The following is a 25,611-nucleotide window of genomic DNA, read 5'->3' on the forward strand; positions in this document are numbered from 1 at the left end:
ATTCTCTTATAAAAGTTTTTATGTTTCACTGTGGTGCTTTGTGTATATCTTCATGGGATAGTTACAAAAAAAGCCTTCCGAAGAAAGCTTTTTTATTTTACTTATTTATATAGAATTACAAACCAGCAGGCATTCTGGGGTTGAAAAATTCCTAAACCTGGGGTGTAAAGTAAAAAGCCTACTTTAGCATTGTTGCTCATATATTGATTCGTTATTTCAAGATTTTTTACGACATCCCAAACAGCGTGATAGTTTAGGTTTGAATATCCTTCACTAGCTATTATATCGGCTGTTGGAGTAAAATATTGAGCCGTAGTTAGATTTACGCTTGCAGTATTTTGGCTTGTCTGAAAATCGGTAGATGGGTGTTGAACAGGATAATCGTTTTGTCCACCCATCCAAGAAATTGTACCGCTAAAAACCACTGTGTTAGCTGGGATATATTTTAATGAATAGCTTCCAAAATCACTTGGCGGTACATATGTTTCCTCAAATGGAATAGTTGGAGACATTGCTACATTTTCAAAATGATATTCTGTTCCGCCTCTAAAAGCATTTGTCTGAAAATCTACCTTTAAAAACATTAAATCTCTCGAAGTGTTGGATGAAGGTGTTGTCAGAGTGTCGTCTTGGTCGGTGCACGATATAAGTACAAAAGCAATTATGAGGGAAAAGAATATTTTTTTCATATTGTTCTATTGAGGTATCTAAATTAATAAAAAAAAACGCCTTCCGAAGAAAGCGTTTCCAAATTATTTCATGATCGTCTGTGTCCTGTCTGGTCCTACAGAAATCACTTTGATTGGAACTCCAACTTCTTTCTCGATGAATTCCACATACTCTTTCAATTCGGCTGGAAGTTCGTCGTATTTGGTCATGCCTGTTAAATCGGCTTTCCATCCTTTTTTCTCCACATAAACCGGAGTTACGTTTTCTTCCTCGATATTGTAAGGCAGGTGGCTGATAACATCACCTTTGTATTTATATCCTGTACAAACTCTTAAAGTGTCGAAACCTGAAAGAACGTCGCCTTTCATCATGTATAACTGAGTAACACCGTTTACTTGTACCGCATATTTTAAGGCTACAAGGTCTAACCATCCGCAACGACGCGCACGTCCGGTAACAGAACCGAATTCGTTTCCAACTTTAGCCATGGTTTGTCCGTCTTCGTCGAATAATTCTGTAGGGAAAGGTCCGCTACCAACACGGGTAGTGTATGCTTTGAAAATTCCGAAAACGTCTTTTACTTTGTTAGGAGCGATTCCTAAACCTGTACAAGCTCCTGCAGCAGTAGTATTTGACGAAGTAACAAATGGATATGTTCCGAAATCGATATCTAATAATGAACCCTGAGCGCCTTCAGCAAGGATTGATTTTCCTGCTTTCATTGCACTGTTTAAATATTCTTCGCTGTCAATGAACTGCAATGTTTTTAAAACTTCGATAGCTGCAAAAAACTCAGCTTCCATTTCCTGTAAATTGTACTGCATATCAACATCATAAAACGAAATCATCGCTTCATGTTTGTCAGCTAAAGCTCTGTAGCGCTCTTTAAAATCAGTAAGCTCAATATCTCCTACACGGATTCCGTTTCTACCGGTTTTGTCCATATAAGTTGGGCCAATTCCTTTTAAGGTAGAACCGATTTTCGCTTTTCCTTTCGCTGTTTCAGAAGCAGCATCCAATAAGCGGTGTGTTGGTAAAATTAAATGAGCTTTTCTGGAAATCAGTAGTTTAGATTTGATGTCCATGTTGAATTTTTCAAGACCTTCCAATTCTTTTTGGAAAACCACCGGATCGATAACTACACCGTTTCCGATGATGTTAACAGCTGTTTTGTGGAAAATCCCTGAAGGGATAGTTCTTAAAACGTGTTTGATTCCGTCAAATTCTAAAGTGTGTCCGGCGTTAGGTCCGCCCTGAAAACGAGCAATGATGTCATATTTTGAAGTAAGAACATCAACGATTTTTCCTTTGCCTTCGTCGCCCCACTGTAAGCCTAGCAGTAAATCTACTGTCATTGTGTTGTTTGTTATTTTAGTTGTTTTATATTTTTTAAGATGGCTTAAACAAGCAATCCTATTTTATTCCTGTTTTTTTGTCGCGTAAAAATAAAGCGAATGGTTGTGAATGCTGATGCCGAAAATTTCTTCGATGGTTTGTTTTATCGTCTGGATTCTCGGATCACAAAATTCGATTACTTCGCCGGTGTCGCTCATAATGATGTGATCGTGTTGTTTGTCGAAATAGGATTTCTCGTAATGAGCCTGATTCTGACCAAACTGATGACGTCTTACCAAACCGCATTCCAATAACAATTCAATCGTGTTGTAAAGCGTAGCACGGCTCACACGATAGTTTTTGTTTTTCATTTTGATATACAGCGATTCAATGTCAAAATGATCATGACTTTCGTAAATTTCCTGAAGGATAGCATAGCGTTCCGGCGTTTTGCGATGCCCTTTTTCTTCAAGATATTTCGTGAATACTGATTTTACAATTTCCTGATTCTTATTGTTTTCCATTTAAGGTTTGCTATAAAAGACCGGCAAAGATACGGTTATTTTTTGTGAGGTGAAAGATTATTTATTCGGATTCATAAAAAGAATTCCAAATTTCAGGTTTAAGATGGTTGACCATCCAGTCGGCACGGTATTCGCCATTTCTGACCAAAGTGGTTCCATCCGGTTTTATAATCAATTGAGAGCCGGAAAGACTTGGGGAGGTCATAAGGTTTCTTTTTAAAAAATTATCGGTATCAGTGAAGAAAAATTCTTTTTCAGAAGTAAAATCGTTGTCCAGTTGTATACCGTTATCAAAGAAAACAAAGTAAATAATGTTTTTGTGGTTGGTTTCAACATAATTTTTGATCTGTGAAAAAAAAGTCTTCCTGTCATTGATTATATTTTTTGTACAGTGATTTGTTGAATAACTAGAGCAGAAATCATCTTTATAGTAATAGGAAATTAAAAAGATGGTACCTTCTTTAAATTCACGATTTGTAGCTTTTTGAAAATAATTTTTTATGGAATCATACCTGGTGTTGTATGCCTGATATATTGGGTTTTTTAAAGTAGCTACATAACCGCTGTCTTCTGATTTGTGAATTGCCCAGGCTAAATCTTCCTTTTCTGATCTGGATCTTAAATTATTTACGGATATTTTTTTACCTTCTTTATCAACCCAATATTTCACTCGTCCATTTGCCTGGCTAAAACTTGTATTGTAAGAAGCTAAAAATAAGAACAAGATTGTAATCTTAACAGCTGTTTTAAACATTGTTTACGCGTGTTACTTTATCCACTCCATCAATTTTCTTGATATTTTCGATCAGCTTTTTCAGGATGATGTTGTTCTGGACGATAACAGTTACCTGTCCGTTAAATAGTCCTGCTTCACCACTTAAGGAAATACTCTGGATGTTTACGTTCATTTGGTTGGAGATTACCTTGGTCAGTTCGTTGGTTAAACCAAGGGTGTCCATTCCGGTGATTTTTAGGGATGCTTTGAACTCTTCCTGTGAGGAGTCTATCCATTTAGCCTGAATGATGCGATAAGCGAAATTAGATTGCATGCTAAGAGCATTCGGACAATTTTTACGGTGCACTTTAATGCCTTCGTTGATGGTTACAAATCCGAACACATCATCGCCCGGAATCGGGTTACAGCATGTGGCCAATTTGTAATCCAGTTTGTCCTGTTCTGCTCCAAAAACCAATAAATCGTAGTTTTTGCTTATTTCTTCTTTATGGATATGCTCCGGATGTGCAGAAGGCGAGCGTTTGATGGTTTTTTTGAAGAAATTAACCAAAGTATTGCTTTTCTGCGCAGCATAATCTTTTAACTGCTGATTGTCGATAGTACCAAGTCCGGCGCGATAGAACAAATCCAGACTGGTTTGTAATTTGAAAAAGTTTACAAGTTCATTAATGGTTTGTTCGTTAAGCGTGATTTTAAGATGACGCAGTTTACGGTTAAGGATTTCTTTTCCGTCTTCGGCTATTCTTTTGGTGCCCTCATTAAGTACGTTTCTGATTTTGTTTTTTGCGCGGGATGTGGTGACATAATCCAGCCAGTTCGCAGTTGGTTTCTGGTTAGGCGATGTAATGATTTCCACCTGATCTCCGCTGTTCAAAACATGATTTAGCGGAACCAGTCTTCCGTTAACCCGTGTTCCTCTAGTTTTTACTCCCACTTCCGAGTGGATACTGAAGGCAAAATCTAGTGTTGTGGCTCCTTTTGGCAACGATTTGATTTCCCCTTTAGGAGTGAAGACGTAAATTTCCTTGGCATACAGGTTCAGTTTGAAATCTTCTACAAAGTCAACAGCATTGCTTTCAGAATTTTCCAGAGCCTCTTTTAGTTGGTTCAGCCAAACGTCCAGGCTGTTTTCTTCCGTAGCTCCCTGTTTGTATTTGTAATGTGCTGCATATCCTTTTTCGGCGATTTCATCCATGCGTTCGCTTCGTACCTGAATTTCCACCCAGCGGCCTTTCGGACCCATAACGGTAATGTGCAATGCTTCATATCCCGTTGATTTAGGCGAAGAAATCCAATCGCGCAAACGGCTCGGACTGGGGCGATAATGGTCGGTAACAATCGAATAAATTTTCCAGGCCAGGAATTTTTCGTCATGCGGATTTGATTTGTAGATGATTCGCAGTGCAAATTTGTCATATACTTCGTCAAAAGTAACGTTTTGTGCCACCATTTTGCGTCTGATCGAGTAAACCGATTTCGGTCGGCCTTTCATGGTATACTCGATACCTTCTTCGTCTAAAGAACTTTTAAGGACATCGGCAATTGATTTGATATAAGCCTGTTGCTCTTCCTTGCTTTCTTTCATTTTGCTTACAATGTCGTTGTAAACAGTAGGTTCGGTATATTTTAAACCTAAATCTTCTAGCTGGGTTTTTATGTTATAAAGACCCAATCGGTGGGCGAGAGGAGCATATATGTATAAGGTTTCCGAAGCGATTTTCGCCTGTTTGTAATCCACCATGCTTTCCATGGTTTGCATGTTGTGCAGTCGATCGGCAATTTTGATAAGAATTACTCGAACATCATCATTAAGTGTTAGCAGCATCTTGCGGAAGTTTTCCGCCTGCATGGAAATTTCCTGATCGGTTTTGACTTTCGCCATTTTGGTAAGACCATCAACAATACGCGCTATTTTAGGATTGAACATGCGTTCGATGTCTTCCACTGTAATGTCTGTGTCTTCCACCACATCATGCATTAAAGCTGCTGCAATGGCAGTGGCGCCCAATCCGATTTCGTTGGCTACAATCTTGGCAACGGCAATCGGATGGAAAATATAAGCCTCACCCGATTTACGGCGTTGGTCTTTATGCGCATCCACAGCTACATCAAATGCTTTTCGGATAAGTTTTTTGTCTTCTTCGGAAAGCGTTTGGTAACTTATGCGGAGCAGTTCCTTATATTCTTTTGCAATAGCCTTATTTTCAGCTTCTAAATCGATTTCTGTCATGATGCTTCATTGAGTACCTAAAAATAAGGGAAAATGAGTGAAATTCCAAAATATTAAGTGTGATTTATGAATTACGAATTATGAATTACAAGTTATGAGTTGTGAATTGTGAAAATTAAACACAACTTTCCAGTGACTAAAGCTCGCGAAGCCACATCAATAAAAAAAAGATAGTACAGATTAGTTTAAAAAAAACACAACTTTTTACAGTTGCAGTATGCTGCTTTTCATTGTAGGTAAGGATTCGCAATCCTTGCTGTCAGGGGATAATATAAAGTAAAAAGGGGTCATTTACATGATCTCTTTTTCTGAAATATGATTTTCAGATTATTATTTGTTCATTACGTTGAACATCCAGCGGATACCAAATCTATCCAAACAAACTCCCCAGTATCCCCAAGGTTGCTGGCTCATAGGCATGCACTCTGTAGAACCTTCAGCTAAAAGGGCGTAATATTTATCAGCATCTTCTTTTGTGTCAAGGTCTAAATTGATCGTTGTGTTGTTTCCGATTACAACTTTGTGACCCATGCTTTCCAACATATCAGTGGCCATGATTCTGGTTCCGCCGATAATAGGCATGCTCACGTGCATTACTTTGTTTTTTTCTTCGTCAGAAAGTTGCGGAGCTCCTTCCGGGCCGGGCATGTCTCCCATGCGAATGATTGGAGTGTCAAACTCGCTGTTGAATACTTTTTTGTAAAAATTGAATGCTTCTTCAGTGTTGCCCTGAAAATTCAGATAAATAGAAACTTGTGCCATTGCCGTATGTTTTTTGTTGATTTTTAATGTTTTAAAGATAAGAAAAATAGCATATAACCGGCGCTGTATTTTTAGAAAATAATGTTGTTAAAAATATTTGCGGATATAACAAAAGTCACGCTGCGCAAAGCCTCCCACTTTGAGAAATGATTTTTGGAAATAGTATTAAAGTATAATAAAGAGAGAAGATATAGCAATAAGTTGTAGCTTTCTACTTTATAGATATGACTACAAAGTCGAGTAACTTCAAGGAACTGGAATATTTGTTCCTTCTGTTGAAGTTTAAGAAAATCTTTTTTCAATGGGGTTATTTACTGAAAACAAAGTTTTTTTGTAAGTGAAAAAAAGATAATTAATTTACATTAGTAACATTATAGGTAAGTAAGTGTAAAAGAAGGGTAACGTTGTGTTAAAAGCTTTTGGATTTCGGGACAATACTTTTGTCAGGTCTAAATTAATAAACACAACCATGAAAAAACTTTATCTCTTAGCAGTCCTTTTATGTATAGGATTTGTCTCGAAGGCGCAAACCTTGTATCCTTATTTGCAAAACGCTACGCCCACATCCATTTATGTGAACTGGAAAACCAGCAGTAACCCGGAATCGGTTGTTGAGTACGGAACGACAGTTTCCAATCTTAATGTAACAGTTACAGGAAACACCAATGTTTTTACCGATTCGGGTTATCCCGGCAATTATTTTTACCATAGTGTAAAGCTTACGAATCTTACACCCAATACAAAATACTATTACAGAATAAAAACAGGAACGGATGTGTCTTCCATCAATTCATTTAAAACATTGCCAAATCCGGGGCAAGCTGCTACTGCTGACGGTCATATTCGTTTCCTTATCATGGGAGACAATCAGTTAAAAGCGGTACCACGTTATGATTCGCTGGTATCCGGGGCAAAAAGAAAAATAAGACAGAAATGGGGAGCAACATTATCACCGGAAGATAATATTGCCATGACTTTTATGGTTGGCGATCAGGTTGATGTGGGAACACTGGATCATTATGAACATGTGCACTTTAAGAAAAACAGAGGCTTATCTGGGAATATTCCAATTCAGACCACTGTTGGAAATCATGAAACATACGGAACATTAGGAATGAATTCGTATTACGATCATTTCTATATTAATGAACTGTCATACAAAGGAATTTCTTCGGGAACTGAAAATTATTATGCCCAACAAGCCGGGAACGTATTGTTCGTCAGTTTGAGTTCTGAACACACTGGTGGTGCTCAGTTAGCTTGGTTGCAACAGGTTGTCGCCGCGGCAAATACTGATAACACTGTTGACTGGATTTTCTCATTAAGCCACAGGCCGTATCAGGCTGAACAGTATGTTGGCGATATTTCGACCTGGGTTAGAAATACTGCCGTGCCTTTATTGGTTACTTCTCCAAAGTATTCAATGCATATTGGAGCACACCATCATCTTTACCATAGAGGCCAATTAAAAAATACGCCAACCTACAATATAATTTCCGGCGGGACAGCTTGGGACCAGTATTGGGGTTCGTCTACTGAACAGGATTTTGAAGATGTTCAGAAAACAATCTGCAACTGGATTTATCAGATAGTTGATATCGATGTGATCAACGGAACAATGGATGTTGAAAGTTATTCTATCGGAAGTGTGGATCGATGGAAAGACAATCAATTGATGGATACATTCCACCGGTATAAAAACAAACCTGCTCCGGAAAAACCATCCATTACAAATACCTTTTCAGAAAATGTAACGCTGCCGTTAACCGTAAATGGATCTGCTTACAGTACAACTACGACAGAATTATTAAATACCAGTCAGTTTTTAATTTCACAGACACCAACATTCGACATCATTAAAAAAGAAGTGTATCGTGATTTTGAAAATTTATACGGAAAGTACGGAACACAAAGAGATTCGACGGTTAATATTAATCTTGGAGTTGATATTACTAAGATGGACCTGGCTTCAAATTCACTTCCAAATGGCCAGTATTATGTGAAATTACGTTACAGAGACCGCAATCTGGAATGGTCACCGTGGAGTGATATTAAGACGTTTACCGTTACCGGAAGCACGACTGTCAATACGGCAATAACTACGGATGCTTTAACCTACGCGCAAAACGCAGCCATAAGGGTTAATTTTACAGACGCACCGGCGAGCACATCAACGTGGATCGGCTTATATAAGGAAGGGCAGACACCGGGAGCTTCATCACCCTCACTAACGTGGCAGTATACCAACGGAAGTACCAGCGGTTTTATAAATTTCTCAAGCGGATTAGCTACTAAAGGACGGTATTATGCAGCGATATTTTCAAATGGCGGGTACACGGAAATTGCGTCCAGAAAATATTTTTATGTTGGTCCTGTTCCTGTATTAAGCACCAATCAGACAGAATATGCCGTAGGTTCTTCTGTAATTGTAAGTTATACTAATGGCCCGCAATTAGCTAACGACTGGATCGGAATTTACAAAATGGGAGTAAATCCAGGAGGAAGTGTTCCGTCTGCAAGTTGGCAGTATGTTACAACAGTTTCAGGTTCTAAAACGTTCAGCGGTTTACCAAAAGGATATTATTATGCCGAGTATTATTTACAAAACGGTTACAATCCCATAGGCAATAAAGTGTTCTTTAAAATAGGGGATTTAGTAACCGAATTATGGATAAACAAACCGGTATATGATTTGGGTGAGCAAATTTCAGCTTCTTGGACAGATGCTCCCGGGATTGTGAAAGACTGGTTAGGAATTTATCATCAGGGAGATAATCCCAATGTTGACCCTTTAGTGAGTTATACTTATTTTAATGGATTGGCTGAAGGAACCCAAAATATTACAGGAACTGAATTACCAACGCAAACCGGTAATTATTTCGTAGTGATGTTTACTAATGATTCTTATAATGAGGTGTCAAACAGAGTTTCTTTTGAAGTGGTTGACTCCACCTTAAGCAATACTGATTTTAAGATTGATAACGGATTAAAAGTATATCCAAATCCGACAAATAACGCAAATCAAACCTTCATTCAATCCGATTATCCTATTGATGAAATTGAAATTTTCAACACCGAAGGGAAATTAATGTATGCCACTAAAAATGTAAATAATAATAAATATTCTTTGATTACTCAGGATTTACCTAAAGGAGTGTATATTTTGAAAATTCATTCCCGAAAATTGTTTACGGCAAAATTAATTGTGAAATAGTGTTTTTGCTAAGTATATTGAAAAATCCCGCATTCAGCGGGATTTTTGCTTTCAAGTAGTTGACTATTCCAGCGAAAGCAAATGTGGACATATCAGATTGGCATTTCCCTAACATGCAGAGATCTTTATTCCAATGCAAATTAAACAGGTAATTCTGGAGTAAAGTAACTTTTCACTACCGATTAAAAGGGAACAGTTTTATTTTGATTAACTAACTATTCAAAAACTTCCAGGCTTTCAAAGGCTGGAAGTTTTCATTCGTTTCATATTTATTTAGTCCGGTTGAAATCCAAATCCTGAAAATCATAACTGAAATCCGTCAATTCCGAAATAGGTTTCATCTTTATATTGATGGTTTTTCCTGTTGTGTCGTAGGTCGCATTTATAAATGCATCTGCTTCCATATTACGGTTAAACCATTTTACTGCAAAGCTGTTGTCTTTGTAAAAGAAAACCTCTCCGGATAATTTTGGAGATCGTTTTGAAGCGAAATAGTATTTGCCTTTTTTCTCGCTGATTGAGATTTCTCCCAACCAATTGTCAGCATAGGTTCCCACAATTTTATCAAGATTTACTTTTTGTGTTGTTTTGTTGTTTGCCACAGCTGTCCATACTTCCTCTGTTGATTTGTCCGCGTTGGTAGTAGCTTCCTGTGTCCGCTTGCTGTACATTTCTACATAATCCTTGTATGGGATTTCCAAATAAGTGTTCTTGATGGTATTGGTAATAGCTGTAAAAGCAGATCCTGCCTGCTGATTGGTTAAAACTACGATACCTAAGTTCAGCTCCGGCAGCAAGGTTACCTGTGTTACCATACCTTCAAGGCCTCCGGTATGAGAAATTTGTTTGTACCCTTTCACATCATTTAAGAACCAACCCAATCCGTAAGCGCTGAAGTGCGTATTGTAAGGCGGTGTTGTGTTTGAAGGGATTATGGTCTGCGCAGCCCACATTTCGTTTTGCTGTTTTTCACTGAACAGCACCTTGTTTTCCGGTCCGTATTTTCCTTTGTTCAATTGCATCATTACCCATTTGCTCATATCGGAAACGTTAGAGAATATTCCGCCGGCAGCATCCATAACGGGATTTTTACTTTGTTTGGTGATTCCCAGTTTCCCTTTTAAAGGTACGTGAGGAGTGACAACGTTTGTAGTATCAGGGATTCGGTGCCAGTTTCCTTTACTTTTTTCCATTTGAAGCGGAAGCATGATGCGGCTTTCCACAAATTCAGGCCAGGATTTTCCTGATACTTTTTGAATGATTTCTCCGGCTACTATGTAAAGTAAATTGTCGTAGTCGAATTTAGTTCGGAAACTAGATACCGGTTTCAAATACCTTAAATTATGGATGATGTCGTTTGAGGTAAAATCACTTCCCTCAGGCCAAAGCATTAAATCGCCGGCGCCCATTCCGAGACCGCTTCTGTGAGTAAGCAGGTCTCTAATAGTGAATTCATTGGTCACATAGTCATTGTACATCTTGAAATCGGGAATGTATTTTACGACTTTATCGTCCCAGTTCAGTTTTTTTTCATCCGCTAGAATGGCTAAAGCCGAAGCCGTGAACGCTTTACTGTTGGATGCAATTCCGAACAAGGTGTTTTCATCCACTTTTTGTTTAGTGATGATGGAACGAACTCCGTATCCTTTTGAGTGAACCACTTTTCCGTCTTTTACTATGGCGACTGCAATTCCGGGAACGTTGAATGCCTTCATGCTTTTTTCCACCAATTCATCAATTTGAGTTGATGTCATTTGGGCAGATACACTAAAACCAATTAATAATGCCGCAACTATAATTGAAACTCTAAAATTCATAATTTGAAATTTGTAATTCATAATTCGTAATTTTTTTAAAACCCTCTCTGTCTTTTTGCTTCAAAGATAAGTATGGCAGCCGCAACCGAAACGTTCATTGAATCGATTTCGCCCTGCATCGGGATGATAATGTTTTTAGTACTGGCATTTCTCCAGGCTTCGGTCAATCCAGTGGCTTCCGTGCCTACAACCAATGCGGATGGAGTAGAGTAATCCTGAGTATGATAGGAGGTAGAATCCTGTAGTGTGGCACAATAAACGGCAATGTTTTTTTCTTTCAGATAAGCGATAACCTCTTCGGTAGAACCTACAGCAATCTGTCGGGTAAATAAACATCCAACACTCGAGCGAACCACATTCGGGTTATACATATCGCTTTTCGGATTGGCAATAATTACCGCATCAAGGTTAGCAGCGTCAGCAGTTCGTAAAAGAGCCCCGATATTTCCCGGTTTTTCGGTGGCTTCGGCAACTAAAATCAGCGGGTTTTCGGATAGTTTTAAATCCGATAATTGTAAAGATTTGGTTTTGGCAATGGCAAGAATTCCTTCTGTGGTATCGCGGTAAGCCAATTTTTGATAGACTTCTTTTGAAATTTCAATCAGTTCGACTTTTTGTCGCGTTAACTGTCGGATTTCGTTTTCTGAAATCAATTCGGGTAAAAACAAAATGGTTTCCAGTTCATAACCCCCTTTTTGCGCTAGCATGATTTCACGCTGACCTTCAATTAAAAATGTCCCCGTTTGTTTGCGGGTTTTGGCTTTTTCCTGAAGTTGTACCAGGGATTTTATATACGGATTCTGAACGGAAGTGATTTGTTTCATTTTAATGTAGCTGAAGGAGCAAAATTAAGGAGATATTCCGAAGTTCTTACAAAATTCCCCTCGCTTTAATTTCCAGGTATTTGTTAATAGTATCCAAAGTCAGGTTCTCCGGCTGGGTCAGCACCGAATAGATACCGTATTTCTTAAGTTCGTTTACAATCAAACGCTTTTCGAAAGCAAATTTTTCAGCAATCGTCTGATCATATACATCCTGAATAGTCGTTGCTTTCTTGTGAATCAACTCGTTTAACTCAGTATTGTTAAAGAAAACGACAACCAGTAAATGATTTTTTGCAATTCCTTTCAGATAGGGTAGTTGGCGGTGCAAACCATCAACGGTTTCGAAATTGGTATACAGAATAATCAGGCTTCGATGATTGATGTTCTTTTTGATATCCACATACAAACGGCTGTAATCGCTTTCGAAGAAATCGGTTTTGATATTGTAAAGGTTTTCCAGAATCAGGTTCATCTGCGACTGACGGCGTTCGGCCAAAACCCTGTTTTCTACTTTTTTGGAGAACGAAAACAATCCGGCTTTGTCGCCTTTTTTCAGAATCACATTGGATAAAACCAAGGTGGCATTAATCGAATAATCCAGCAGGCTCAATCCGTTGAAAGGCATTTTCATTACGCGGCCTTTATCGATAACCATGTAAACCGATTGTGATTTTTCATCCTGAAACTGATTTACCATCAGTTGATTGCGTTTTGCGGTGGCTTTCCAGTTTAAAGTTCGGATATCGTCGCCCTGAACGTATTCCTTAATTTGTTCAAACTCCATTGTATGCCCAATGCGGCGGATTCTTTTCAGTCCGTATTGCATCAGATTGTTTGAAAAAGCCATCAGATCATACTTTCGCAATTGAATGTATGAAGGATACGTAGGCACCATTTGATTGTTGGAAAACGTAAAACGTCTTGAAATCAGACGAATCGGGGATGAGATGTAAACATTCAGGTTTCCGAAGAAATATTCTCCTCGTTCTGTTGGGCGTAACTGATACTCGAACTGGTCTTTTTCATTAGCGTCTAATTTTCGTTTGATTTCGAAATTACGTATCTGAAACTGAAACGGAATCTCATCGATTACCTTCATAAATACACGGAAAGAGTAGTGGTTTTTAAGTTTGATGGTTATGGCGTTTTCGTCTCCGTTAGAAAGTTTTTCCGGGGTTGTCCGTGATGCTTTTATATCCTGACGGCTGGCAAAAAGCAGCAATATATCGATAGCGGTGAAGGCCATCAGTAAAAACAAAAAGAGCCAGCAAACCTTGTACAGGCTTGGGAAAAAATAGGCCAAAACAAAACCTGCCATGATGCCCAAAAGCACATAGAAAAACAGATTGTTCAGGTATAATCTCTTAAAAAACTGCATTAGCGCGGAATTTCTACGGTATCAATAATTTGTCGGATGATTTCGGTTGAAGTGATACCTTCCATTTCGCGTTCCGGCGTTACTACAACACGGTGCTGCAATACAGGAACTGCGGCATCCTTGATGTCTTCCGGAGTTACGAAATCACGTCCGCGAAGCGCTGCAAAACCTTTGGCGGCATTCAAAATAGCAATGGATGCGCGTGGCGATGCACCTAAATAAAGGAATGCATTTTCACGGGTATTTATTGTTATTTTGGCAATGTATTCCATGAGATGACTTTCAACCATAATTTGTTTCACAAGGCTCTGGTATTTTCCGATTTCCGCTTTCGAAAGAATTTGGCGGATGTTATCCAATTTATTTCGGTCCTGAAGTGCATTTTCCTTTTGAAGGATGCTGATTTCTTCATCAAGATTAGGATAATCAATACTGATTTTAAACAGGAAACGGTCTAATTGCGCTTCTGGCAAACGATACGTTCCTTCCTGTTCAATAGGGTTTTGGGTAGCGATAACCAAAAACGGAGTATCCATTTTATAGGCTTTTCCGTCAACGGTAATCTGGCGTTCTTCCATTACTTCAAACAGCGCTGCTTGTGTTTTGGCAGGGGCACGGTTGATCTCGTCAATAAGGATGAAATTGGAAAAAACCGGACCTTTTTTGAACTGGAATTCCGATTTCGACAAGTCAAAAACAGACGTTCCGATGATATCCGACGGCATTAAATCGGGCGTAAACTGAATACGGCTGAAATCCAATGCCAATGTTTTGGAAAGCAATTTGGCAGTTATAGTTTTAGCAACTCCAGGAACGCCTTCCAAAAGTACGTGTCCGTTCGATAAAACAGCCACCAACAACTGGTCAATCATTTTATGCTGACCTACGATAACCGAACTCAGTTCGGCTTTGATTTCGTTTACGCTTTGTAATAATGGCGCCAGATTGATTCGGGTCTGAAAGTTTACATTTTCATCTGAAACTGTATTTGTTTGAACGGGCTCACCTAAAAAATCAGGGTTTGGTGTTTCTGTTAGCGGAGTATGATTATTTTCGAAAGTATCCATATTACTTTTTTATTTTAATTTATCTATTGCTTTGCTGATTTCAATAACATCTTTTTCGGTGCTGTCCATATTGTTGCGGTGTTTTTTTATCAGTCGCACAACATGTTCAATGTCCGATTTGTTTTTTCCGGTTTTCTGATACAGACGATTAATAAATGTTTCATCCAGATTAAAAGTGTCTATCAGGTAATCGGTACGTATTTTTTCAAGGAAGTAGATGATTTTTTTATCGATGATGACATAATGATTTCCTTCCTGTAGGTATAAATTTCCGATGGTTTTAGTGAAATCCACCGTGGTATTCTGTAACGGGACTTTAATAGGGATGATACGCTGTCTTCGTTTGGCATTGAAAATCATAAAAATGAACATTCCGCCCAGGAATAAGTACCAGGCCCATTTTAAAGCAGGTTGGCTCAAAATATAGCGCATCGGAGAGCTTGATGCTTCCGTGTTATTGAAGCCTTTTGTTTGCCAATAAATGTTTCCTTTCGGTAAATAGGACAAAATATTGGCACTGTAGTCTGCATTTTTCTTGTTCAGTAAGTAGTAATTTGAAAAAGCAGCCGGTTGGGTATGAAGGTAGAAATTACCTTTTCCAAACGGAACTTTTATAAAATTAACATGTTTAGAGGTATCAATTTCCTGACGGCCTAAAACTGTCGTGTTCATCGAATCAATCTTATTGAAATAAGAAAGACTCGCCCCTTTTGTAAATTTGTATTTCTGATGCCTGAAAACGTCGTTGGTCAGTTTGAAATACAGGCTGTCTGATAAAGAATACTGGTTTCCGAATTCGGTTTTTAAGGTATCCATCAGCTTTTGAGGAAAATCTTTCATGCTTAAAAAAGCAGTATTTCCGTGTTCCACAAACCAAATCAGTTCGTTTAACGAAGGTTCGTCGAATTCGTTATTTTCTGAAATGAACAAAAGCGAACCTTTTACGTTGTAAGTAGAATCGGCAAAGTTGTATTTGGGATCCAGATATTCGTATAATGTGCTTTCGAAACGCTGTACCTTATGTTCGGGTAATAAGCCATCGATCTCTTTATTGAAAACGTAAAGGCCAAACGGGATTTTGTCTCTTGTGGCATACGTAGTCGACCAGTCAATCGGTTTTTTACGGTTGGCGTCTATAACTATAATTCCAATAGCAATCAGAACAAAAAACGCAATGTATATTTTGAGTGTTCTGTTCATTTAGATAGAATTAATGGTTTTGACAAACGCTTTTTCGGCCTTTTCAAATAAGGCATCATCAACGCGGAATTCGCCATACCAACTGTAATCATAAATGTAGGATAGGTATTGGAAATCTTCTTTTAGCGAATCACGCTTTATTTCGTAAAGGTAATCGGAATTGGTTTTTTCAATATCCCATTCGATTACGCCGTTATCCGACATTTTTTTCAAGAGCCATAAGTAATAATACCGAATCGATAAACGATGGTTGTTGGCTGCTTTGCACTTTTCGATAATGTTTCTGAAATCGATCGTATGGATGTTTTCTTCAGAATACTCGGTAACATTGATTTTCTTTTTAGACGATTTTCCGAAAATCCAGACGCCTTCTTTATCGATAATGGCTTTTACAATCAGATAAACCACAAAAAGAACAATAAGGATGGCCATCACCTTTATCACAATTTCAAATACAGTAGCATTTCCTTCTCCCTCACCAAAAGAGAAAATACGATCTAACCAATACTGAAGCCAGGCTTTAAAGTTATCCCAGCGGGAGGTGTCTTTGATCAATGGTTGGTACTGAAATTCCTCAGAAGCATAATCACGCTGAAAATTATCCCTGTAACTGACCGGAACAATTACAATGCTTTCATCAACAATAGGTTCGTTAGTATTGGCAACAGCATCTTTACTTACTTGTGAAAAAGCAAGACCTGTTATAAAAAATAGTATGTAAAAAAGTACCTTATTCACTTTCAATACCAATCAAATCAATTTGACTTTTAGGTGAATTGTTTTCGTTTTCTTCACGCAGACTGTAATAGATGATTCCCTGATTTACTAAGATAAAGTTCTGGAAAATGAAATTCATTACTATCGATAAAATCATGGTAAGTCCCATCATGACCATAAGGAAAGAAAACTGCTCCCCACCGAAACCGGCAGAAGCATTTTGAGAATCAAGAGACGTGAACATTGAAAAAATCCCGAACATGTACGGAATCATACTCACAAAACCTACGATAATCTGCATAATCAGATACATAACTGCAGTCGAACCAACTGTCGGCCAGAAGTTTTGTCTCAGTAAACCGAATCCATTGCCCAAAGATTCGAAGTAGCTATTGTCGGTACTCATGTAATCGAAAAAGCTAAGTGAAATCCAACACATCATGGCTGGAATCATTATCAGCATTAAAGGGATTCCTATTAGGATGAATACCAAGGCAAAACACAATCCTAACACAACAAACATGACTGGGATTAAGATAAACAGTGAAGCGATAAAAAAGATAACGATTTTACCTGCTTTACTTTTGATTACGGCAATGATTTCATCGGTTGAAAAATCAGTATTCTTTTCCATCAGATTTAAATAAGCCACAGGAAAAGCATAGCTCAAAAGAGTTAGGAAAAGAATGCTGATACCTGTAAAAATACCCAATCCGATAAACAAGCCCAGATTGTCGTTGATATAGGCATCGAAATTATTACCCATTGTATTCATTCCTCCTCCAAAATTAGCGGACATTCCGTCAAAAAATACTTTCATTAGGAAGTATATTAAAACTAAAAGTATCAGTAAAAAACCTCCGTTTATGATAAAGTAGTTACGGAAGTAATGTTTACCGTACATTTTGAAAAATGTAAAGGTGTCTCCGACCAATTCGCCGAAGTTTCTTTTTTTAAAAAGCTGAAACATGATTTTTATTTGTTTTTCGATTAATGATGAATGGATAAACCAGAAAATAAAAGGCTATTACCGCTAAGGTTCCTAAAATGATGAAAACATTTAAGACTCTTGGCATGTCTATCGAGTATCGGGTGATAAAACCTTCCAAGAATCCGGCTGCAATGGTAAACGGAATCGTGGCCATGAAGATTTTAAGGCTATCCTTGAATCCGGTTTTAAAAGAATTAAGACGGGAGTAGGTTTTGGGAAACAGTATGCTGGCTCCTAATATGAATCCGCAACCGGCTTCGATGACCATGCCGAAGATTTCCATGGCTCCGTGAATCCAGATGCCACGTACACTTTCCCAGAATACATTTTCCTGATAGAAAAAATACTGGAACGAACCCAGCATAATGGAATTTTGTATCAAAAAGAGAAACGTTCCGAGGCCTGCAAAAATACCGTAGACATAACATTTGGCTCCCACGATCAGGTTGTTGAGCGTAATACCGATGAAACTGCCCCAGTCGCTGCCGCTTTTATAAACAGCCACCGGATTCCCTTTTTCGATGTTTTCTAATGTCATATTTACATAGGCATCTCCCATGATAAGACGGGCAAAAGTTGCATCATTGTGTGCTGAGAGCACGCCGATTCCGGTACAAAGGAAAAAGAGGAGAAAAGCAAATAAGATATATCTTCTGTATTCATAGACCAACAAAGGAACTTCTGTTTTAAAGAAATAGACAAGCCTGTTGGTTTCTTCGCGTTTGGTTTTATAAATTTTTTGGTAAATCTGAGAAGCCAGATGGTTCAGATAGACAACTGTTTTGCTTTTAGGATAGTAGGTTTGCGCGTATGACAAATCATTCACCAAATGAATGTACAAACTTGCCAATTCATCCGGATTTTTTTTAGCTTTGCCAAAAATAGCTTGTTCAAATTCAAGCCATTTTTCTTTATTTTGTCGTATAAACGCTACTTCTCTCATTAAGGGCTAAAATATAAAATATGTCAGAATTATCGATAACGACCACGCAAAATGTGAATATAAATTTTCAGGCCGCCTCGGTTGGTGACAGGATTGTTGCACAGTTGCTTGATTTGCTGATAAAAGTAGCGTATGTCATTGTTGTTTACTATGTTTTTTTCTATCTGATTGGCCTGAACGATTTTATGGAGAGTACGGATCAATGGTCACAAAACGCTGTAATAATGCTTTTTGGTCTTCCGGTTATTTTTTATTCGCTGCTGCAGGAAAGCCTGATGGAAGGGCAGACTTTCGGAAAAAAAATAATGAAGATGAAAGTGATAAAAATTGATGGCTATCAGGCCGGTTTCGGGGATTATCTGATGCGCTGGCTTTTCCGGATTATTGAAATTACAATCGGAAGCGGGATAATCGGTTTAATAGCAATTATCGTGAGCAGTAAAAATCAGCGTTTGGGAGATATGGCGGCAGGAACGGCGGTTATTTCGCTAAAAAACAAGATCAATATCAACCATACCATTCTTCAGGAAATCGATGATGATTATGTGCCAATTTATCCATTGGTAATCAAACTTTCGGATAATGATGCCCGAATCATCAAGGAGACATTTGAATCGGCTTTAAAAAAACAGGATTTTAGATTGATTTATAAACTCCGGGAAAAGATTGAAACGGTTACGGGAATTAAAAACCAATCAGGCAATGATTCCGATTTTATCCGAACCGTATTGAAAGATTATAATTACTTCACTCGAAATATGTAATAATGTTTGAAATACTTGATATTTTAGGAACCATGGCATTTGCTGTGTCAGGCGCATTAACGGCGATGAATAAAAAGATGGACCCTTTTGGGGTTTTCATCATTGCCTTTGTTACTGCGGTTGGTGGCGGAACTTTACGTGATGTTCTTATAGGAAGGACTCCGGTAGGATGGATGATGAATCTGGACTATGTTTATATTATCCTTTTGGGATTTGTATTAGCTATGATTTTTAAGGAAAAACTAGATCGTTTCCGAAAGTCAATGTTTTTGTTTGATACCATCGGGTTAGGTGTTTTTACTTTAATCGGTTTGGAAAAAGGCCTGGAAGTAAATCTTCACCCTGTTATCTGTATTGCTTTAGGTACGATGACAGCTTGCTTTGGAGGGGTTATCCGCGACATTTTGTGTAATGAGATTCCGGTGATTTTCCGCAAGGAAATCTACGCTACGATTTGTATCATTGGAGGAATCTTCTTCTTTTTCCTCAAAAGCATTGAAATCCCCGAAAATATGGTGTATTTAGCGACTTCTGTATTAATAATAGCCATTCGGTTAATGGCTGTAATCTTTCATTGGTCTTTGCCAACGGTTGAAAAGAATTAGTGGTTAAGGTAGAGATAACCATTTAACGGTTTCGGATAATCAGGGTCATTTAGGTGTAAAATATAAAAATAGGTTCCGTCGGGAGCTTGATTGCTTCCAACGCCGTCTTTTATATAGCCATCCCATTCCGGCGTATTATTGTTTCCTTTCCAGATTTCTCTTCCCCAACGGTTATAGATATAAAGATCGAAGTTTAGAAAGATATTGTATAATCCTTCTATATGGAAGGTGTCGTTCATATCATCTCCATTAACAGAAACGGCGTTGTAGATGATTGGAGCGCAGTTACGTGTGCGTAAAAAGAATGAAGTAAGTGAGTAACAGCCATGTTCATTTTCAATACGTACGAAAATCTGATGAGGCGTAGTCGCAGAATAATAATTGAAAGTATTTAGAATTGGGTTCTGATTAAACTCTGCATCAGTTAGGCTTTCATGGAAAGTGATAAGATGAGCAGTGTCAGTTTTAATGCTTTGATCGTAAGAAGAAAAATCGAAATATGCTGCTGTTGAGCCCAAGTTGCAACTAATTAAATCTTGCGGTTGGTTGAAAACAGGCAAGACCCATAAACTGATTTCTTCGATATCAGCATTGTTTGTTTCTATAAGTTCTGTCACGAGTCCATCCGGATCTGCAATTATAGAAAGTGTGAAATCTATTGGGATACTACTTGGAATTGTAACAACTTGTGAGAGGTTTACGCTTTCTCCAATTCCTAAAACAGTAGGGGTTTGGTTGGTTGCAATTAATTCACCATTGGCATAAATCCCAATTTGTGTTCCTGCAGGAAGCGGGTCAGTACTGTTAATATTATAAACGGTATATTCAATAGGAAGCTCACGAATGTCGCATTTTAATGTGTAATTGTCAATTGATACTGTGGCGTCGGGCAACTGATTGTTAAGTTTGATGGCGACTGTATTTATCATGATGAAATCCTGATTAGATTCCAGTTTAAAGTTTACAGAGGTGTCCCCTATATTTATGTACGGGTCAATCAGATAAATATCTAAATCCATATTATATAAATTGGTAGCGCCTGTAACAGAATTGGTACCGTTAAACTGATTGTTAGGAGGATTAATAGTATTCGACAATGTATAACGATTGTTTATTGTAAACCTTTCATAATATTCTGAGGAACTTGGTAGCAGTCTGTCTCCTTCCCAGGCAATGAATCCTACTTTTGAGTCCTGATTATCTAATACATACAGATTGGTTAAATTAATTTCTAATTGATCAGGAACATTTTGCAAACCATCATAAATACTAATCTGGTTTTGAGGTAAGGCGTTATTTTCATAAACTATTAAAATGGCCCATCCGGCAAAATTAGTACCGTTTTGGTTGTAAGTGGATACTAAGTCATTTAAGTCAAAATCTGAAACCGTATAAGTGGCGTTTCCTATGGATTGAACCATTGTTGTAATATCATAAAAAGCGCTGAAAAAGGGATGGTTATCTGCACTGGCTTGTGTTGTTGAAAAAGACCTTTGTGGAATAATGTCGACCCCATTTAATTTGATGTTAAAGTCTCCTGTGCCTGAACCAGCCCAATATAAGTACGCACGTTCAACTCTATCTCCCGGATTCAAATTCAAATTGGCAGAAGAACTCGTTAAAATATAAGTAGGAGAAAGGAAGCCATTTTCTTCAGGGTTTAAGGTATTGCCTATGAAGGTAAAGTCATATCTGCCAAAAAATTGTTCATAAAGCACAATGTTTTGCCCGAATAAATTTCCGGAAAAGAGTAAAAAAAGTACGCTGTAAAAAAGAAGTAATTTGGACCTCACCGCAAATTGTTTTTTGTTAAAATTAGCAATTATTTTTTACTGGATGTGACTGGTTCAGTAAAAGATTGGTTTAATCTGAAGAAAAATTACTACTTTTCGGGAGTTTATCAAGGTTTGGTGAAAAAGTATACAGTAAGAAAATATCAGAAATCCGATTATGCACTATGGAATGATTTTATACATCAGGCCAAAAATGCAACATTTCTTTTTCACAGGGATTTCATGGAGTATCACGCAGACCGGTTTGAAGATTTTTCACTTTTGGTTTTCAAAGATGAATCGTTAATTGCGGTTTTGCCTGCGAATATTAGGGATGGAAGTGTTTTTTCACATCAGGGGCTAACTTTCGGAGGTGTGGTAACTTCCGGGAAAGCAAAATTGAAAACGACTCTTTTGGCGTTTAAAATGATACTGGAGTTTTTGAATCAGTCCGATATTAAAAAACTTTATGTTAAGGAATTTCCTTTTTTTTATACCGGGAAGCTCTCAGATGAACTAAACTATTTACTTTTTCTGACCGAAGCTAAATTATATAGAAGAGACCTGCTTTCTGTTTTGGACTTGTCCCAAGAAATCAAATTGTCCAAAGATCGAAAGGAAGGCGTGAAAAGAGGCTTAAAAAGCGGTCTTGAAATAGAAGAAACGCAAAGTTTTGCAGAATTCTGGAATGAAATCCTGATTCCGAATTTAAGTCAAAAGCATAATGTTTCGCCGGTGCACAGTTTGGAGGAAATTACTTTTTTAAAGTCAAAATTCCCGAAAAATATCCGTCAATTTAATGTGTATCATCAAGGGAAAATTGTGGCCGGGACAACTATTTTCGAAACAGATTGTGTTGCTCATTCACAGTATATTTCGTCCAACATCAATAAAAATGAATTGGGAAGCCTTGATTTTTTGCACCATAAATTAATCTCAGAAGTTTTCTCCGGTAAAAAGTATTTTGACTTCGGGATTTCCAATGAAAATCAGGGAAGGAATATTAACGAAGGTTTGCAGTACTGGAAAGAAACTTTTGGCTGTGGTTTGGTGACCCAGGATTTTTACGAAGTAGATACAGCAAATCATTCATTATTGGAAAACGTATTGTTATGATTCCTTTTTTAGACATAAAAGCGATTAACAAACCTTATGAAGCAAAATTTCAGGAAAAGTTAAATCAGTTCCTGGAAAAAGGATGGTACATTTTAGGGGGTGAAGTAAAAGCTTTTGAAGAAGAATTTGCGGCTTACGCTGGTTCAAAATATTGTATCGGAGTTGGAAACGGGCTGGATGCAATTACGCTGACTTTAAATGCCTATATCGAAATGGGCAATCTTCAAAAAGGAGATGAAATTATTGTGCCCGCTAACACTTACATTGCATCCATTTTAGGAATCTTACATGCTGGTTTGGTACCTGTTTTGGTCGAACCGGATATCAATACCTTTAACATTGACCCGAAGCTTATTGAAGCGAAAATTTCCCCTAAAACCAAAGGAATGCTGATTGTTCACCTGTATGGTCATCTCGCTCCGATGGATGAAATTATGGAAATTGGTTATAAGTATAATTTACTGATCGTAGAAGATGCTGCTCAGGCCCACGGCATAAAATTCAAAGGAAGCCGCACCAGAACGTTTAGTTTTTATCCTGGTAAGAATTTAGGGGCTTTAGGCGATGCTGGAGCTGTTGTAACCAATGATGAAAAATTAGCCAAGGTTATAAAGGCGCTTTCCAATTATGGTTCCAACCAAAAATATTATAACGATTATATTGGGTTTAATTCCCGATTAGACGAACTTCAGGCTGCTTTTTTAAGAGTGAAATTGCCTTATCTGGCTGCTGAAAATGAAAAAAGAAGAACCATTGCCAATCGTTTTCTGTCAGAAATAAAAAATGATAAAATAGTGCTGCCGTTTTATGATGGTTCTGATAATCATGTTTTTCATTTGTTTGTTATCCGGACAGAAAATCGTGAAGGTTTACAGCAGTATTTAAAAGAAAACGGTATTGAGACGATGATCCATTATCCGGTGGCACCGCACAGGCAAAAAGCCATGAAGGAATATCATCATTTATCCCTTCCGATTACCGAAAAAATCCACAATGAGGTGTTGAGTTTGCCTATAAGTCCAGTTTTGTCTGAAGAAGAAGTAAGTTTCGTGATAAAAAAGTTAAATCAATATTAATTTGAATTTTATCCGAAATATAATCAACAAGCCGCTTTTTAGAGTTAGTTCTCTAAATGGTATAAGCGTATTGATAAAAATTGCTATCGGATTAATCACTTCTAAAGTCATAGCAATTTTTATAGGGCCTTCCGGAATGGCATTAGTGGGCAACCTTCGCAATTTCTTTTCAGGGGTAGAAACGGTTTCGGTATTAGGTTTTCAAAATGGAACTGTTAAATATGTTGCCGAAAATGAAAGAAATGAATCGGAACTAAAAAAGATTATCTCGACAGCTCTCATAACACTTTTTAGTTTGGCAATTATTATCAGTATAAGCTTGTTTGCCTTATCGTCATATTGGAATTTAAAAATTTTCGGATCTAACAATCAATACGGATTCGTTTTTAAGGCACTTGCAATAGCTTTACCATGGCATGCGGCTAATTTTATTTTTGTTGCTATCATTAATGGCCTGAGAAAGTTTGAGAAGGTAATTTACATTTCCATTTTTGGCAATATAATCAGTTTGATTATTACGGTTGTTTTAATTGTTTATTTGAAAACCTATGGGGCACTTCTGGCCGTAGTAATTTCTCCTTCATTGCTTTTTTTTGTTTCTTATTATTACATTAATACCGAATTTCCTGTTTTGAAATATCTTTCGATAAGACATTTTGATTTCGTTATTCTTAAAGATTTAATGTCCTATACCCTCATGGCTTTGGTTTCAGGTGTTTTGGGACCTTTTGTTTTTTTGGCTATCCGAAATCATGTTATTGAAAATTTAGGAGTTGAACATGCAGGGTATTGGGAAGCTGTTTCAAGAATATCGACCTATTATATGATGTTTTTGACCACTCTGGTTACGCTTTACTTTTTGCCGAAACTTATTTTGACTACTAATGACAAAGAAACTAAAGCTGTTTTTTATTCCTATTTTAAAAACATAATTCCGCTTTTTGTTTTAGCTCTTTTGTGTATTTTCTTTGTTCGTGATTTGATAATCAGGATATTGTTTTCTCCTGAATTTTTTTCGGTAAGTGATTTGTTTTTCTGGCAATTGATAGGAGATGTTTTTAAAGCTTTATCCCTTATTTTAGGTTATTTGCTTTTAGCTAAAAAGATGACGAGACTTTTTATTGTTTCCGAATTATTATCGTTTACAGTACAATACTTTTTGTCTGTTTATCTTATGAAACAATATCATATTGAAGGAGTGGTAATGGCTTATTTCATCACCTATTTAGTGTACTTCCTGTTTTTGAGTATTTGTTTGAGAGATAAATTGTTTAAGGCTTATTAGGTCTTAAATAGTATTTTTAGCGTCTTTCCAAAGTTAACATCTCTTTATCGCCAGTTCCGTTTCCATAGACATAGATCTTATCAAAATCGGCCAAATTTAGTCTTTCTGCAATTCGTATTACTTTTTGTGGACCGTAACAGTTTTTGGTACTAAAATTCCCGGTTAAAATTCCTGAATGTGTTGCCGGTTTTGTACCGATTACTTCAATACCATACATTTGGCTCCAAGGTTGTATCCATTCAGGAAAAGAAGCCGTGACAATGTAAATGTCGTCAAGGTTATCGTGATGATGTTTTAAAGATTCAAAATAAGTCTTGTTTAAATCTTTTACGATTTTTGTTTGGGCGAATATTTTGGCAGAATGGCGGAAATCCGGATAGCTCATTCCAGAAAAAAAATAGGCAAAAAATTTTTCTTTTGCTTTTTCGTTGGAAATAAAGCCAAGTTTAAAACCAGCGAGTATAGGGAACAGTGTTAAAAGTCCTAGGTAGTAATTTAAAGTGCCTTTACTGAATTTTGTAAACTCAAGAAGACTGTCTTTTCGGTAAAGCGTATGGTCAAAATCAAATAAGGCTAATGTTTTCAT

At 37.5% G+C, this 25,611-nt stretch carries 22 protein-coding genes; 6 read left to right on the forward strand and 16 right to left on the reverse strand.

The genetic code is table 11. The annotated features are described in order from the left end of the window. Window positions 1-101 precede the first annotated feature (101 nt). The 6 genes from LZF87_RS07775 to LZF87_RS07800 form a co-directional block, all read right to left on the reverse strand. Window positions 102-689, reverse strand: a complete 588-nt coding sequence (locus tag LZF87_RS07775) for a hypothetical protein (protein ID WP_244338232.1) — start codon at window positions 687-689, stop codon at window positions 102-104. Between the two features lie 63 nt (window positions 690-752). Then, window positions 753-2,024 (reverse strand): adenylosuccinate synthase, encoded by a 1,272-nt coding sequence (locus LZF87_RS07780; RefSeq protein WP_244338234.1) that lies wholly within the window; start codon window positions 2,022-2,024, stop codon window positions 753-755. A 63-nt stretch (window positions 2,025-2,087) separates the two neighbouring features. Next, window positions 2,088-2,528, reverse strand: coding sequence for a Fur family transcriptional regulator (locus LZF87_RS07785; RefSeq protein WP_244338236.1), 441 nt, complete (start codon window positions 2,526-2,528; stop codon window positions 2,088-2,090). 61 nt (window positions 2,529-2,589) lie between these two features. After that, the gene (locus LZF87_RS07790) at window positions 2,590-3,282 is read right to left on the reverse strand and encodes a hypothetical protein (protein WP_244338238.1); all 693 of its coding nucleotides are present in this window, start codon (window positions 3,280-3,282) and stop codon (window positions 2,590-2,592) included. Beyond that, window positions 3,275-5,494: a RelA/SpoT family protein gene (locus LZF87_RS07795; protein WP_244338240.1), complete on the reverse strand. Its 2,220-nt coding sequence runs from the start codon at window positions 5,492-5,494 to the stop codon at window positions 3,275-3,277. Before LZF87_RS07795 ends, LZF87_RS07790 begins: the two co-directional genes overlap by 8 nt. A 330-nt stretch (window positions 5,495-5,824) precedes the next feature. Continuing rightward, window positions 5,825-6,256, reverse strand: a complete 432-nt coding sequence (locus LZF87_RS07800; RefSeq protein WP_244338242.1) for a VOC family protein — start codon at window positions 6,254-6,256, stop codon at window positions 5,825-5,827. 469 nt (window positions 6,257-6,725) lie between these two features. Between LZF87_RS07800 and LZF87_RS07805 the strand changes: the two genes are divergently transcribed. Next, window positions 6,726-9,470, forward strand: a complete 2,745-nt coding sequence (locus LZF87_RS07805) for a fibronectin type III domain-containing protein (RefSeq protein WP_244338244.1) — start codon at window positions 6,726-6,728, stop codon at window positions 9,468-9,470. Between the two features lie 269 nt (window positions 9,471-9,739). On the opposite strand, the gene LZF87_RS07810 is transcribed toward LZF87_RS07805, so the two are convergent. From LZF87_RS07810 to LZF87_RS07845, 8 genes are all read right to left on the reverse strand, one after another. After that, entirely contained in the window at window positions 9,740-11,308 is a 1,569-nt protein-coding gene (locus LZF87_RS07810; protein ID WP_244338246.1) for a serine hydrolase, read from the reverse strand. 14 nt (window positions 11,309-11,322) lie between these two features. Beyond that, window positions 11,323-12,111 carry a TrmH family RNA methyltransferase gene (locus LZF87_RS07815; RefSeq protein ID WP_244338248.1) on the reverse strand — a complete coding sequence of 263 codons (789 nt, stop codon included), beginning with the start codon at window positions 12,109-12,111 and terminating at the stop codon, window positions 11,323-11,325. 46 nt (window positions 12,112-12,157) lie between these two features. Continuing rightward, entirely contained in the window at window positions 12,158-13,489 is a 1,332-nt protein-coding gene (locus LZF87_RS07820; RefSeq protein WP_244338250.1) for a DUF58 domain-containing protein, read from the reverse strand. Next, on the reverse strand, window positions 13,489-14,556 hold the full coding sequence (locus tag LZF87_RS07825) for an AAA family ATPase (RefSeq protein WP_244338252.1): 1,068 nt from the start codon (window positions 14,554-14,556) through the stop codon (window positions 13,489-13,491). The genes LZF87_RS07820 and LZF87_RS07825 overlap by 1 nt, the downstream gene beginning before the upstream one ends. A gap of 9 nt (window positions 14,557-14,565) precedes the next feature. Continuing rightward, window positions 14,566-15,756 (reverse strand): DUF4350 domain-containing protein, encoded by a 1,191-nt coding sequence (locus LZF87_RS07830; RefSeq protein WP_244338254.1) that lies wholly within the window; start codon window positions 15,754-15,756, stop codon window positions 14,566-14,568. After that, window positions 15,757-16,494 (reverse strand): DUF4129 domain-containing protein, encoded by a 738-nt coding sequence (locus LZF87_RS07835; protein ID WP_244338255.1) that lies wholly within the window; start codon window positions 16,492-16,494, stop codon window positions 15,757-15,759. Next, on the reverse strand, window positions 16,487-17,293 hold the full coding sequence (locus LZF87_RS07840; protein ID WP_244338257.1) for a hypothetical protein: 807 nt from the start codon (window positions 17,291-17,293) through the stop codon (window positions 16,487-16,489). Before LZF87_RS07840 ends, LZF87_RS07835 begins: the two co-directional genes overlap by 8 nt. Window positions 17,294-17,426: 133 nt before the next feature. Continuing rightward, window positions 17,427-18,407, reverse strand: coding sequence for a stage II sporulation protein M (locus LZF87_RS07845; protein WP_244338259.1), 981 nt, complete (start codon window positions 18,405-18,407; stop codon window positions 17,427-17,429). 20 nt (window positions 18,408-18,427) lie between these two features. Here LZF87_RS07845 and LZF87_RS07850 point away from each other — a divergent pair, with 20 nt between their 5' ends. After that, window positions 18,428-19,171, forward strand: a complete 744-nt coding sequence (locus tag LZF87_RS07850) for an RDD family protein (protein ID WP_244338261.1) — start codon at window positions 18,428-18,430, stop codon at window positions 19,169-19,171. Window positions 19,172-19,173: 2 nt separating this feature from the next. Next, window positions 19,174-19,776, forward strand: a complete 603-nt coding sequence (locus LZF87_RS07855) for a trimeric intracellular cation channel family protein (RefSeq protein ID WP_244338263.1) — start codon at window positions 19,174-19,176, stop codon at window positions 19,774-19,776. On the opposite strand, the gene LZF87_RS07860 is transcribed toward LZF87_RS07855, so the two are convergent. Beyond that, window positions 19,773-21,494 carry a gliding motility-associated C-terminal domain-containing protein gene (locus LZF87_RS07860; RefSeq protein WP_244338264.1) on the reverse strand — a complete coding sequence of 574 codons (1,722 nt, stop codon included), beginning with the start codon at window positions 21,492-21,494 and terminating at the stop codon, window positions 19,773-19,775. The two genes, LZF87_RS07855 and LZF87_RS07860, sit on opposite strands and share 4 nt — an antisense overlap. A 192-nt stretch (window positions 21,495-21,686) precedes the next feature. On the opposite strand from LZF87_RS07860, the gene LZF87_RS07865 reads away from it, so the two are divergent. The 3 genes from LZF87_RS07865 to LZF87_RS07875 all read left to right on the forward strand — a co-directional run bounded on the left by LZF87_RS07865 (window position 21,687) and on the right by LZF87_RS07875 (window position 25,025). Then, complete coding sequence (locus LZF87_RS07865; protein WP_244338265.1) at window positions 21,687-22,664, forward strand: GNAT family N-acetyltransferase; 978 nt, start codon at window positions 21,687-21,689, stop codon at window positions 22,662-22,664. Beyond that, window positions 22,661-23,740, forward strand: a complete 1,080-nt coding sequence (locus LZF87_RS07870; protein ID WP_244338266.1) for a DegT/DnrJ/EryC1/StrS family aminotransferase — start codon at window positions 22,661-22,663, stop codon at window positions 23,738-23,740. Before LZF87_RS07865 ends, LZF87_RS07870 begins: the two co-directional genes overlap by 4 nt. 70 nt (window positions 23,741-23,810) lie before the next feature. Next, window positions 23,811-25,025, forward strand: coding sequence for an O-antigen translocase (locus tag LZF87_RS07875; RefSeq protein WP_244338268.1), 1,215 nt, complete (start codon window positions 23,811-23,813; stop codon window positions 25,023-25,025). 16 nt (window positions 25,026-25,041) lie between these two features. On the opposite strand, the gene LZF87_RS07880 is transcribed toward LZF87_RS07875, so the two are convergent. After that, entirely contained in the window at window positions 25,042-25,611 is a 570-nt protein-coding gene (locus LZF87_RS07880) for an HAD family hydrolase (RefSeq protein WP_244338269.1), read from the reverse strand.

Source organism: Flavobacterium enshiense, assembly GCF_022836875.1.
GTDB lineage: Bacteria > Bacteroidota > Bacteroidia > Flavobacteriales > Flavobacteriaceae > Flavobacterium > Flavobacterium enshiense_A.